11 protein-coding genes and 1 pseudogene are annotated in these 13,333 nt (G+C 43.7%); 3 read left to right on the top strand and 9 right to left on the bottom strand.

Annotation, left to right across the window (positions count from 1 at the left end):
• Positions 1-9: 9 nt before the first annotated feature.
• The 4 genes from secD to queA form a co-directional block, all read right to left on the bottom strand.
• Positions 10-1,857 (bottom strand): protein translocase subunit SecD, encoded by a 1,848-nt coding sequence (gene secD / locus QS795_RS03085; protein WP_071992161.1) that lies wholly within the window; start codon positions 1,855-1,857, stop codon positions 10-12.
• A 27-nt stretch (positions 1,858-1,884) separates the two neighbouring features.
• Complete coding sequence (yajC, locus tag QS795_RS03080; RefSeq protein ID WP_006657183.1) at positions 1,885-2,217, bottom strand: preprotein translocase subunit YajC; 333 nt, start codon at positions 2,215-2,217, stop codon at positions 1,885-1,887.
• Between the two features lie 216 nt (positions 2,218-2,433).
• A complete protein-coding gene (tgt, locus tag QS795_RS03075) occupies positions 2,434-3,561 on the bottom strand; it encodes a tRNA guanosine(34) transglycosylase Tgt (RefSeq protein WP_132496177.1) in 1,128 nt (375 codons plus the stop codon).
• A gap of 75 nt (positions 3,562-3,636) precedes the next feature.
• Positions 3,637-4,719, bottom strand: coding sequence for a tRNA preQ1(34) S-adenosylmethionine ribosyltransferase-isomerase QueA (gene queA, locus QS795_RS03070; protein WP_154602750.1), 1,083 nt, complete (start codon positions 4,717-4,719; stop codon positions 3,637-3,639).
• A gap of 193 nt (positions 4,720-4,912) precedes the next feature.
• On the opposite strand from queA, the gene QS795_RS03065 reads away from it, so the two are divergent.
• From QS795_RS03065 to ggt, 3 genes and pseudogenes are all read left to right on the top strand, one after another.
• Entirely contained in the window at positions 4,913-5,524 is a 612-nt protein-coding gene (locus tag QS795_RS03065; protein ID WP_154602751.1) for an acyl carrier protein phosphodiesterase, read from the top strand.
• A gap of 206 nt (positions 5,525-5,730) precedes the next feature.
• The gene (locus QS795_RS03060) at positions 5,731-6,333 is read left to right on the top strand and encodes a peroxiredoxin C (RefSeq protein ID WP_036953813.1); all 603 of its coding nucleotides are present in this window, start codon (positions 5,731-5,733) and stop codon (positions 6,331-6,333) included.
• A gap of 213 nt (positions 6,334-6,546) precedes the next feature.
• Positions 6,547-8,303 (top strand): annotated as a pseudogene (gene ggt, locus QS795_RS03055) (gamma-glutamyltransferase).
• 71 nt (positions 8,304-8,374) lie between these two features.
• Here ggt and nadS read toward each other — a convergent pair.
• The 5 genes from nadS to phoB all read right to left on the bottom strand — a co-directional run bounded on the left by nadS (position 8,375) and on the right by phoB (position 13,056).
• Positions 8,375-8,677 carry a NadS family protein gene (gene nadS, locus QS795_RS03050; protein WP_286272113.1) on the bottom strand — a complete coding sequence of 101 codons (303 nt, stop codon included), beginning with the start codon at positions 8,675-8,677 and terminating at the stop codon, positions 8,375-8,377.
• Positions 8,678-8,720: 43 nt separating this feature from the next.
• Positions 8,721-9,044, bottom strand: a complete 324-nt coding sequence (locus QS795_RS03045) for a type II toxin-antitoxin system RelE/ParE family toxin (protein ID WP_286272112.1) — start codon at positions 9,042-9,044, stop codon at positions 8,721-8,723.
• Positions 9,045-9,200: 156 nt separating this feature from the next.
• Complete coding sequence (gene brnQ / locus QS795_RS03040; RefSeq protein ID WP_154602754.1) at positions 9,201-10,529, bottom strand: branched-chain amino acid transport system II carrier protein; 1,329 nt, start codon at positions 10,527-10,529, stop codon at positions 9,201-9,203.
• Positions 10,530-11,023: 494 nt separating this feature from the next.
• Positions 11,024-12,343 (bottom strand): phosphate regulon sensor histidine kinase PhoR, encoded by a 1,320-nt coding sequence (gene phoR / locus QS795_RS03035; protein ID WP_286272111.1) that lies wholly within the window; start codon positions 12,341-12,343, stop codon positions 11,024-11,026.
• Positions 12,344-12,366: 23 nt separating this feature from the next.
• The gene (gene phoB / locus QS795_RS03030) at positions 12,367-13,056 is read right to left on the bottom strand and encodes a phosphate regulon transcriptional regulator PhoB (RefSeq protein WP_036953802.1); all 690 of its coding nucleotides are present in this window, start codon (positions 13,054-13,056) and stop codon (positions 12,367-12,369) included.
• Positions 13,057-13,333 lie beyond the last annotated feature (277 nt).

Genomic DNA, 13,333 nt, shown 5'->3' with positions numbered 1-13,333 from the left:
ACGTGCTCCTTAAATTGACAGCTTGTTAATACGTTTACCGCCGTATAGCAGGTTCACGATTGCACGTGTACCAACAATAGCTGTAAACATAGAGGTTGCGACACCAATCGCTGTCGTGATCGCAAAGCCTTTAATCGAACCAGTACCCACTGCATACAGAATAATTGCGGTGATTAAGGTCGTTAAGTTTGCGTCGGTAATACTTGAGAAGGCGCCTTTATACCCTTCGTGGATCGCTTGTTGCACTGAGCGTCCATTGCGAAGTTCTTCTTTGATACGTTCGTTTATTAGAACGTTGGCATCGACGGCAACCGCAAGGGTTAGGACGATACCGGCAATACCTGGCATGGTTAGCGTCGCCCCTGGTAACAGAGACATCACACCCACGATTAAGACCAGGTTAGCCATCAGAGCACTACTCGCAATCAGACCAAATTTACGATAGTAAATAATCATAAACAGGATAGAGGCTAACAGACCCGCGATACACGCTTTCAGACCTTGCTCGATGTTTTGCATACCCAATGTTGGACCGATAGTACGCTCTTCAACAATTTGGATTGGCGCAATCAATGCACCCGCACGCAGCAGTAAAGATAATTGACGCGCTTCGTTCGCATTATCAATTCCCGTAATACGGAATTTGCTACCGAAACGAGCTTGGATACGTGCAGCGTTAATCACTTTTTCATCTTTAACTAGAATCGCACGACCTGCCGCATCTTTTTTACCACTGTCTTTGTATTCAACAAACAGGGTTGCCATCAGCTTGTCTTGGTTGTCACGAGTAAAGTCAGACATGATTGAGCCACCGGCACTATCAAGGCTAATACTCACTTGCGGATAACCATTTTCATCGGTTTCAGATGTAGAATCGGTGATATGGTCGCCCGTTAAGACAACACGCTTATACAGAACATAAGGCACGCCGTTACGATCAGATTTAAGCTCTGAGTCACCCGGAATTCGTCCACTTTCTGCCGCTGCGCTATCTACGCCAGTATTCACTAAGCGGAATTCTAAGGTTGCAGTTGCACCTAAGATTTCTTTTGCACGCGCAGTATCTTGGATACCCGGTAATTCAACAACAATGCGATCCGCACCTTGGCGTTGAACCAGTGGTTCAGCAACACCTAATTGGTTAACACGGTTACGAATGATCGTGATGTTTTGAGAGACAGCATAGTTACGCGCTTCACGTAAGCGCTCATCTGTCATAACAGCAATCATGGTGTTATCGCTGCCGTCAGAAAACACTAAGTCTGGGTATTTACGCGCCAGTGTTTTCTCAGCAAGACTGCGATCATCAGCGTTACGGAAGCGAACTTCGACGCTGTAATCACTGCCTTTACGAATAGAAGAGTACGCAATACCTGCTTGGCGCAAGTCATTACGCAAACCATCCATGTTTTGTTCCTGCAATTTACCTAATGCAGTGTCCATATCTACTTCCATCAGGAAGTGAACCCCACCACGTAAGTCCAGACCCAGCTTCATCGGTTCACCACCGAGAGCTTCAAGCCATTTTGGTGTAGCAGGTGCAAGGTTTAATGCAACAACATACTGGTCACCCAGTGCATTCATGATGACTTCACGAGCACGTAACTGAACGTCAGAGTTGTTGAAACGGGCTAAAATTGCCCCATTTTCGAGAGCAACAGATTTGCTCTGAATTTTGTCTGTTTCTAAAGCTTTTTGGACTTGGATCAGCGTTTGTTCATTGGCGGCGGTTCCCCGCACGCCAGTGATCTGAACAGCCGGATCCTCACCATATAGGTTTGGAAGTGCATACAGCAAACCGATGAGGATCGCAGTGATCAACATCAGATACTTCCATAAAGGATAACGGTTTAGCACGGCAGTTCCCTTCGGGAAAATTCAGAATTAGATTGCTTTCATTGTGCCTTTAGGTAGAACAGCAGCAACGAAATCACGTTTGATAGTTACTTCAGTGTTCTCACTCAGCTCAAGAACAACATAACCTGTTTCAGACACTTTAGTCACACGACCGATTAAACCACCAGTGGTTAAAACTTCATCACCTTTAGCGATTGATTCCATCAGTTTACGGTGATCTTTAGCACGTTTTTGCTGTGGACGTAGGATCATGAAATAGAAAATCAGCGCGAAAACAACCAGCATAATAATCAGAGAGTACGGGCTACCTTGAGCGGGTGCGCCTGCTGATGCCGCTGCTTCAGAAATAAAAAAACTCATTCAACTTTCCTCATTGTTATTGAAAGCAATTTCAAACTTACACTTTAACTAGTTCAAGTTACATAAAATACATCAAACCTTCATATAACTAGAACTAAAAACCATAATTTGCACTAAATAATTCTTTTGGCTGATGCCAATAACCACAATCAGCTGCAAGAACGAAGGGTACAGCCCGATATGCTACACAGTTCGGGCTAACTTCGCACTTTAAATTCACTCTCTATTTAATGAAGGCTGGGCTTTGCCAATCTTCTGATAGAAATCCGCAGCAAACTGCTCAAAATTACCCGCTTCAATTGCTTGGCGAATACCCGCCATTAAGCGTTGATAGTAACGTAAATTATGGATGGTATTGAGTCGCGCACCCAAAATTTCATTACAACGGTCAAGATGATGCAAATACGCACGACTGTAATGACGACAAGTATAGCAGTCACACTCTGCATCAAGAGGTGATGTGTCTGACTTATACTTCGCATTACGGATTTTTACCACGCCGTTAGTAACAAATAAATGTCCGTTACGCGCATTTCGTGTCGGCATCACACAGTCAAACATATCGATACCACGACGTACGCCTTCCACTAAATCTTCCGGCTTACCAACGCCCATCAGGTAACGTGGTTTTTCTGCTGGAATTTGCGGACATACGTGCTCTAAAATACGGTGCATATCTTCTTTTGGCTCGCCGACTGCTAAGCCGCCTACAGCGTACCCATCAAAGCCAATTTCCACCAGCCCTTTCACGGAGATATCGCGTAAATCTTCGTAAACACTGCCTTGGATAATCCCGAACAGCGCATTTTTATTGTTCAATTCATCAAAGCGCTGACGGCTACGTGCTGCCCAACGTAATGACATTTCCATTGATGTTTTTGCGTAATCCCAATCAGCTGGATACGGCGTACATTCGTCGAAAATCATCACGATATCAGAACCGAGGTCGTACTGAATTTCCATCGATTTTTCGGGGCTTAAGAAGACTTTTTCACCATTAATTGGATTACGGAAATGAACACCTTCTTCTTTAATTTTACGCATTGCACCAAGACTAAAGACTTGGAAGCCGCCTGAATCCGTTAAGATCGGGCCTTGCCATTGCATAAAGTCGTGCAGGTCACCATGTAATTTCATGATTTCTTGACCCGGACGTAGCCATAAGTGGAAGGTGTTACCCAGTAAAATTTGAGCACCGGTTTCTTTCACTTCTTCAGGAGTCATTCCCTTAACCGTGCCGTAAGTTCCTACTGGCATAAACGCTGGAGTTTCTACCACACCGCGTTCAAAAATCAGGCGACCACGACGCGCATTACCGTCGGTTGTCTGTAATTCATATTTCACGTTTTATCTCCTAGCATCAGAAAAACAGTCTGGTGCTATTGGTTACTGAATCTAAGCGAGCAGCTACGCCGCCACTTATTCTTGTTCTGCCGAGCCGACTTGCTCAAAACGAGCATTAGCATTTGGCGTAATAAACATGGCATCACCATAACTAAAGAAACGGTATTTTTGCTCAACAGCTTCTTTATAGGCTTGCATGGTGTTTTGATATCCCGCAAACGCAGAGACCAACATAATTAATGTGGATTCTGGTAAGTGGAAGTTAGTGATCAGGGCATCAATCACTTGATATTCATAACCCGGATAAATAAATATCTGGGTATCGTCAAAGAATGGAGCAATTAAAGCATCTTGGCTGGCTTTCGCGGCACTTTCCAGTGAACGAACAGACGTTGTTCCCACGGCAATCACACGATTTCCACGCGCTTTACACGCTAACACTGCATCGACCACCTCTTGCGGAACCTCTGCATATTCAGAGTGCATAATATGGTCTTCGATGGAATCAACACGCACCGGTTGGAACGTTCCCGCCCCGACATGCAATGTCACGAATGCCATCTCAACGCCTTTTTGGCGTAATGCTTCTAATAAAGGCTCATCAAAGTGTAAACCCGCTGTTGGTGCAGCAACTGCGCCCGGACGCTGGCTATACACGGTTTGATATAGCTCTTTATCAGACTCTTCATCTGGACGGTCGATATAAGGTGGTAATGGCATGTGCCCAATTTGGTTCAGAATGCTTAACACATCGCGCGCATCATCAAAGCGCAGCTCAAACAGTGCACCGTGACGAGCGACCATCGTCGCATTCACACTTTCATCTTCACCCAGTAGCAGCGCAGCACCCTCTTTTGGTGCTTTAGAGGCTCTAACATGAGCCAAAACACGATGTTCATCGAGCATACGCTCAATCAAAACCTCAATTTTACCGCCGCTCGCTTTACGACCGAACAATCTAGCAGGGATCACGCGAGTGTTGTTGAACACTAGCAAATCCCCCGGCTCCAATTTTTCAAGAATATCGGTAAACACACCATGCGTGAGCTGTCCCGTGGCACCATCAAGACCAAGTAAGCGACATGAACTACGCTCAGCCTGAGGATAGTGGGCAATAAGTTCTTCTGGTAATTCAAAAGTAAAATCGGATACACGCATTGTATTGACATCAATCTAAAAAAATAAGGCGACTAGTCTAGTGCTGCACTGCCTTTGGCGCAAGAAATAAGCGCTATTTTGTATAAAAAAGAACCAATATTATGCAAATATTTTCTGAAACAGCACGGAATGTGTCTGCACTCTTTTTTCTTTCATTTTTTCGTTTCTGATATTTTTCGTTTATAGTACCGCCATGAACTATCTTGCTCATCTTCACCTAGCCTATCTTGCCAAAAGCTCCCTATTGGGGAACATGATGGCGGACTACGTACGCGGTAACCCTGCGGGAGATTACTCACCGGATGTGGTTGCAGGGATCCGTATGCACAGAGCCGTAGATAGAATTACAGATACCCATCCGCTCGTGAAGCAAGCGCGCCAGCTATTTCGCGAAGAATACCGCCGAGTCGCGCCTATCACCTTAGATTTAGTCTGGGATCATTTTCTTTCTCTGCATTGGGAACGTCTCGTTCCCTCACATTCACTCTCTGATTTTGTGCTTTTTTCCAGGCAAACCATTGAACCGGATTTGTGTCATACCCCTGAAAAATTTCAGGAGTTAAATGAGTATCTCTGGCCTCAGCAATGGCTGACGCGATACGCAGAAAAAGCGTACATAGGTAAGTCACTTAATGGCATGGCAAGGCGCCGTCCAAAACTCGCGGCCCTTAGTGGCTCATTTGATGATTTTTTGCTTAATTATCTAGAACTTGAACATATTTTCTTTCAGTTTTATCCTCAAATGATTGAGACGGCAAAACAGCAACTTTTTGCCCAAGAGTTCACATTACGTGCATCCGAATAAATTAAAACTTGCACTTTAATGGAATAAAACTATCTTATTGATATTAATCTGCCAAATTGATACCATTGATAGGTAAAAGCTATCATATTGATTGGTTTTAATGTCTTTATTCTCCAAGGATAAAACCTTATCCTTAGGTTATATTTATCCGCATGCCCCATTTCGATTGCGGAGATAGAAACCCTTAAAACTCATAGGAGTACATTATGGTTCTGGTTACACGTCAAGCCCCTGACTTTACTGCTGCAGCTGTTCTTGGTAATGGTGAAATCGTTGAAAACTTCAACCTGAAAAAACACCTGAACGGTCGCCCAGCTGTGATCTTCTTCTGGCCAATGGACTTCACTTTTGTATGTCCTTCAGAACTGATTGCATTCGACCACCGCTATGAAGAGTTCAAAAAACGCGGCGTAGAAATCGTTGGTGTTTCTTTCGACTCAGAATTCGTTCATAACGCATGGCGTAAAACTCCTGTTGATAACGGCGGTATCGGTGAAGTTAAATACCCGATGGTTGCTGATATCAAACGCGACATCATGAAAGCTTACGGCATCGAGCACCCAGAAGCGGGCGTTGCTCTGCGTGGTTCTTTCTTAGTTGACAAAAACGGTGTTGTTCGTCACCAAGTGGTTAACGACCTGCCATTAGGCCGTAACATCGACGAAATGCTGCGTATGGTTGACGCGCTGCAATTCCACGAAGAGCACGGTGATGTTTGCCCAGCTCAGTGGGAAAAAGGTAAAGAAGGCATGAACGCATCTCCAAAAGGCGTTGCTGCTTACCTGACTAAGAACGCAACTGGTCTGTAATTTGACCTGTTAAGTTTCCAAGTGCCGGCTTAATGCCGGCATTTCTATATCTATGCCTATCTAAAATTTTTCCTACCGCGTTAACACTTTTTCACTTTTGTTATTCAGCCCTTCAAATCATTCATGCTATATCTTGGTGATACAAATATTTAACAAATTATTTATTTGTATTACATCTACGCGTTACTTCCTTCACTAAATCGGGAGATACCAATGATAAAAAATGCATGGTGCCCTTCTTTACTACTGATTTCGTTGCTAACTTCAAGTCAACTTTATGTCGCTTCCGAACCTGCCGTTGAAGCAACAAAAGGCATGGTTGTCTCCTCTCAACACCTCGCTTCACAAATTGGTGCTGACATTTTAAAAGCCGGAGGAAATGCAGTGGATGCAGCGGTAGCAGTCGGTTATGCCCAAGCCGTTGTTAACCCTTGCTGTGGCAATATTGGTGGTGGTGGTTTTATGACACTGCACCTTGCTGATGGCAAAGATATCTTTATTAACTTCCGAGAAACCGCCCCAAAAGCTGCCAGCGCCGATATGTAGATGACAAACTTATCAAAGATGCCAGCTTATATGGCTACCTCGCATCGGGTGTGCCGGGTACAGTGAAAGGCTTAGATTATGCCCTTGAAAAATATGGCACCATGAGCCGCCAGCAAGTGATGGCACCCGCTATTAAACTTGCTCGAGAAGGCTTTGTCCTAACCCGTGGCGATACCGATGTACTCGACACAACGACCGAACGCTTCAAACAAGACCCCGAAGTTGCTCGGATCTTTTTAAAACCGGATGGAAGTGCTTACCAACCGGGGGACTTGCTGGTACAAACCGATTTGGCAAACACACTGGAAAAAATTGCCAATAAAGGCCCTGTTGCATTCTATGAAGGAGATATTCCTAAAATCGTAGAAGCGGCATCGAAGAAAAATGGCGGGATCCTAACCGCTCAAGACTTTGCTGATTACTCCATTTCAGATACCACTCCCGTTAGCTGTACCTACCGTGGTTACAAATTTATCTCTGCACCACCACCAAGTTCGGGTGGCGTAACTATCTGCGAAACCCTCAATATTTTAGAAGGTTATGATCTCAAAGAGATGGGTTTCAACTCCGCAGAATACATTCATACGCTCACTGAAGCGATGCGCCACGCCTATATGGATCGCAATACATTCTTAGGCGACCCTGCATTTGTAGATAATCCGACGGGTAAACTGCTCAGCAAACAGTACGCCGCTGATCTGCGCAAAAAAATTGTGCCAAATAAAGCGACACCATCCACTGAAGTCCAACCAGGAATAGGGCCTCACGAAAAACCGGAAACCACCCATTATTCTGTTGTGGATGACAAAGGTAATGCTGTTTCAACCACTTATACGATTAATGGTCGATTTGGTTCAGTGGTGATCCCGCCGGGTACAGGTTTCTTCCTGAATGATGAAATGGATGATTTCACCACCAAAGTTGGCGAGAAAAATCTGTATGGGTTAGTGCAAGGGGAAAGAAACTCTATCGCCCCCGGTAAACGCCCACTATCATCAATGAGCCCAACAATTGTCACTAAAGACGGTAAAGTCTTCTTAGTACTCGGCTCTCCAGGAGGCTCAAGGATCATTTCAATTACCTTGCAAACTGCACTAAACATTATTGACCACGGCATGCCACCACAAGAAGCAGTGAATGCCCCTCGCATTCACCATCAATGGCTGCCTGACGAGGTTTACTATGAGCAACGCGGTGTCTCTAAAGACAGTTTAGCGCTACTCGATAAGATGGGCTATAAGATGGTAGAGCAGACCCCATGGGGCGCTGCTGAGCTAATTATGATCGGTATTCCTGACGGTGCGGGTGTGAGCGCAAAATCTTCCGGCAACGACTCTGCTGTTTCTGGCAAAGTCCGTGAAGGCTTTATTTACGGCTCCAACGATGTTCGCCGCCCCGCGGGCAGTGCAGTCGGTGTGAATTAAAAGTGCCGTGGGTGTGAGTTAAAACTTACAATAGTTAAACCCCGTATAATTGACGGGGTTTAACTAATCAACTAGATATGAATTGTTCGTAAAAAATTAATAATTCCCGGTTGCTTTTCCAATAAAAACAACATTTTCAATGCAATACCTGAAGGTGTTCTACGTTTTTGTTCCCAGCTTCGAACTAAATCTACGCTAAGCCCAATTGCCTCAGCGAATTCCTGCTGTTTCATTCCGGCTTGCTTGCGAATCGCTTTTACATCCGGTAATTCATGCCGGTGAATATTTTCAGAAGAAGGAATTTTCTCGCCTTTTTCAATAGCGATCATTTCCTCCATACTACTGACTAGATCATCAAATAGTGTTTTTTCCATTATCTTTCCTCATTTGTAGAGGTTTAACTCATCAGTTTTGATATTAGCTGAACTGTTTACTCAAGGTTCTTAGTATTGATTTTTGCTGCTCACTCAAATCATCTTGTTCATTTTTAGGATAAATTAAGAGTAGATATATCCGACCATTCATCGCCCGAACATAGTAGATAATCCTTAAACCACCACTCTTCCCCATACCTGTCCGGTTCCAGCGAATTTTTTTGCAACCACCTGTATGGCTTATCGTATCGCCTAGTGCGTAGTTTTCTAGCAAAAAAGTTTGGAATGACTGAAATTCAGTATCATCCATCAGTAGTCTACGTCTTTTACTAAAAACCGTAGTTTCAACAAACTCTAAGTAATTCATAAGAGACTCCATTCTCAAATTCACGTTGAGTATACTGGTACCCAGTACTAATTTAAAGAATAATTAGTACTGGGTACCAATGAAGTCTCTCCGAATTTTTGATACAAAAAGGCCACTTCATAGAAGTGGCCTTTTATTTCAACAAGCTAGTGTCAATCACGCGTGCTTATGATGCTCACTTGATGGCGCGATCAATCTATCACATAGCGCAGCAACCACTAACACAACCAGTGATGGTAATAACCACGCTAAATCTTGCTGATACAGCGGAATAGACGTCATCCAGTCAGGGATATAAGTCTTCAAGTTATCAGAGGCTTTCACGGCACCAATCAAACCGACCACAAAGCTTGTTAACATCGTCGGAGCAATCACGATGGTTGGGTTACGCCACCACTTCAACGTAAAGCTCATCAAAATCAAAACGATACAAGGTGGATAAATCGAAACCAATACCGGTAATGAGAACGCAATCAGCTTACTCAGTCCTAGGTTTGAAATCACCATAGAGAACAAGCCTAAAATCAATACCAATTTACGGTAAGAGATAGGTACATAGCGACTGAAGAACTCAGCACATGCGCAGGTTAGCCCTACAGCAGTCACCATACAGGCAACAAAAATCAACACCGCTAAGAAGAAGCTACCGTAGTTACCGAACGTGTATTGAACATATTCGTGAAGAATATCAGCGCCATCAGCTGGATTTGGAATCAATGATCCACTATTTTCGCCCAGTTTAAACAGCGATAAATAGACCAGAGTTAATAACACCCCAGCAATTAATCCTGCCCACATGGTATAGCGAGTTAATAATGAGGAGTTTTCAATACCGCGGGAACGCGCCGCATTCACAATGACAATACCAAAAACCATGGCACCTAATGTGTCCATCGTTAAATAGCCATTAATAAAGCCATTGGAAAATGCCATATCTTGGTATTCAGGGGTTGCCAGAATCGGTTGTCCAGCAGGCCACATAACCGCAGCAACACCTAAAATTGCCAGCGCCAACATTTTAACTGGCGCCAAAATGTGCCCAACGCTATCTAGCAATTTACCTGGGTATAACGAAATACCGATCACCAGTACAAAATAGATGGCGCTATATACCAGCAGCGATATTTCAGATTCACCGCCCAGCAGTGGCGCAATACCCACTTTATAAGAAACGGTTGCCGTTCTTGGGGTCGCAAAAAGAGGCCCCACCGATAAATACGCAACGATAGCTAATAGCAGACCGGCGGTTTTGCCAATTGGCGTGCTGAGCGCTTCAATACCGCCCCCCACTTTCGCCAATGCAACAACGGTAAGAACAGGAAGGCCGACACCGGTGACTAAGAAGCCAAGTGCCGCAGTCCAAACTTGTTCACCGGCTTGTAAACCGACCATTGGCGGGAAAATGATATTTCCAGCCCCAACAAACAGCGCAAAGGTCATAAAACCTAAGGCGAGGATATCTCTGGATGATAAACGATGAGCCATATTATGTTAATTTTTAGTAAATTATGAAATAAAAACAGGTCACTTCATCGGTAACCTATTGGAACATATATGACGAAATAGAGTTCTGATTAACATTACATTAACAATACAAAATGCATGTCTTGGTTAGCTTTGCAATACTAAACATCAAAAAACAGTAAAAATCGCCAATAACTGGCGACAAGTAAAACTTTTATAGGGAAAAAAGGCAAGAGCAAACCCGAAAACAAGAACAATGCACCAAACTAAATTTAAGAACCAGTGATTACTGTCAGTAAAATTGCAATATCCCGTATATATTCAGGCTAAAAAATCATCAATAAAACATTTTTTAACCATACCGAAGAAATATTCACAGAATAAGATGAAGAAAATTGCAGGATAAAATTGAAAATATAGCGTAGGCGTTAGAAATAGCACCAATATAGGGTGAGAAACAAAACAAAAAACCTTGCTAATATGATGATTTTATTAGCAAGGTTTCATTTTTTAGATTATTTTGCGCTTAATGTATTCACTTTCTTGTCTGACACAATAAACACTGGTGGTAATGTGAATGAAAACTCACTGCCCTTGCCAACCTGACTGGTTACTGAGAGCTGGCTACTATGGTGTTGAACAGCATGCTTAACAATCGCTAAGCCCAACCCTGTTCCCCCACCACCTTGCCTTGAACGCGCTTTATCCACACGATAAAAACGCTCTGTTAAGCGAGGAAGGTGCTCGGCTGAAATTCCTGGACCATTGTCACTCACACTAAACTGCGCGCCATTACTGGTTCGCTGCCATTTCACCTTAATTTTCGTGCCGTCTGGCGTGTGGTTTATGGCGTTATACACTAAGTTAGCAACCGCACTTCGTAGCTGCTCTTCATTACCATGAACTCGAAGTTTTTCATCAATACTGAATTCAAACTCGTGCCGCCCTTGGCTCAAGCTAATCGCTTCTTGTTCAATCATCTTAAGAATGACTGGCATATTAATCTGTTCATCTAGATTAATTTGAGGGGCAACCTCTATACGGGATAATTGCAGCAATTGCTTCACTAGGTTATCCATTCGATGAGTCTGTTCTTGCATCACCGACAACGCTTTTTTATTCATCGGTGAAGTGCCTTCTTGATCATCCATGACTTCAAGATAACCTTGGATAACGGTCAATGGCGTGCGTAACTCATGGCTAACGTTAGCAAAAAAGTCTCTACGTGCTTTTTCTAGGCGGCGTTTTTCAGTCACATCTCGAGCCACCATCAAGAGTTGATCACTCGCATACGGTAAGATACGAAGCTCAACAATTTCGCCACTGTTAAGCTCAATCGTCAGCGCTTGGTCATAGTTTTTCACGGTGAAATAGCGGCTAAAATCAGGATAACGTAATAAGTTAAAAATATGCTGCCCGTTATCCTCAGGCCAGCGAAAACCAAGAAGCTGTTGAGCATGGCGGTTACACCAGAAAATATTGCCTTCGGTGGTCATGATTACTACGGCATCAGGCAAGGATTCAGCCCCGCTGCGAAAACGCTTAATCAGCTGCCCGAGCTCACGGCGACGCTTACGGTTACGCTGCTGCATCTGATAGATACCATAAAATATTGGTTCCCATCCCCCTTTGCCATCCGGCGGTAGCATACTTCTATCCAACCAGAGCCAGTCAGAGAGTTTTAACAGGTTATATCCGTGCCAAATGAGTGCTGCGAGTAGCGAGATCACTAGCAGCCACGGAAGATGCCCAATAAAAACAGACAGTATCAATGCGGGTAAAATAAATAAAAACAGCCCCCAAATCAGCTGTTTTAAGGATAAGCGTTCAAGCACCCATGTTTCTCCCTAATGGTTTCTCAATAGCGAACAGAGAAGCGGTAGCCAGTACCACGAACCGTTTGCACCATCTTATCATGTCCATCTAACTCTAACGCTTTTCTTAAACGACGAATATGGACATCCACCGTTCTGTCTTCCACATACACGTTGGCACCCCAAACATAGTTGAGTAACTGCTCACGGCTATAAACTCGCTCTGGATGGGTCATAAAGAAGTGGAGTAATTTATATTCGGTAGGCCCCATATCAATGGGAATTTCCTTGCTGGTAACGCGATGAGAAGTAGGGTCAAGCACTAACCCGTTCATCTCGATAATATCTTCTGTCGCCATTGGAGAAATACGTCGTAAAATAGCTTTAACACGGGCTATCAATTCTTTTGGTGAAAACGGTTTGATGAGATAGTCATCCGCTCCCACTTCTAATCCTTTCACGCGATCTTCTTCTTCGCCCCTTGCCGTTAGCATCATGACGGGGACATCGCGCGTAGCACTATCACGCTTCATATGTTTAATGACTTGGATACCGGAACCTCCGGGTATCATCCAATCCAATAATACTAAATCAGGAAGGGGATCAACCAATTGCGCTATCGCAGAATCATAATCATCAGCCTCTGTCGGCTGAAAACCATTCTGTTCCAATACAAAACAAACCATTTCTCGGATGGGCGCTTCATCTTCAACGACTAGAATGCGTCTTGCCATGATTGTTCCTGTAAATAAGAAGAGATTTTTAATGTGACCGCATTATGCGTCAGTTTTGTGACAGAATTATGAATATCTTAACGCGCAATCAAGATCTATCATTAGATTAACAGCTTAATGTCATGTAAGTGAAATATTAACACCACATCTGGCTATCATTGCGAAGCGCTTCGCAACTCTCTTATTTTTACTATTTAATTTGCCATACCTTTGCTTTCACTGAACCGATATACAGTATACTGTGACACAGCAAACCAAATGGTTTGAATATGAGTAT

It is taken from the genome of Providencia zhijiangensis, assembly GCF_030315915.2.
GTDB lineage: Bacteria > Pseudomonadota > Gammaproteobacteria > Enterobacterales > Enterobacteriaceae > Providencia > Providencia zhijiangensis.
This window is presented reverse-complemented; position numbering and strand designations above follow the sequence as displayed.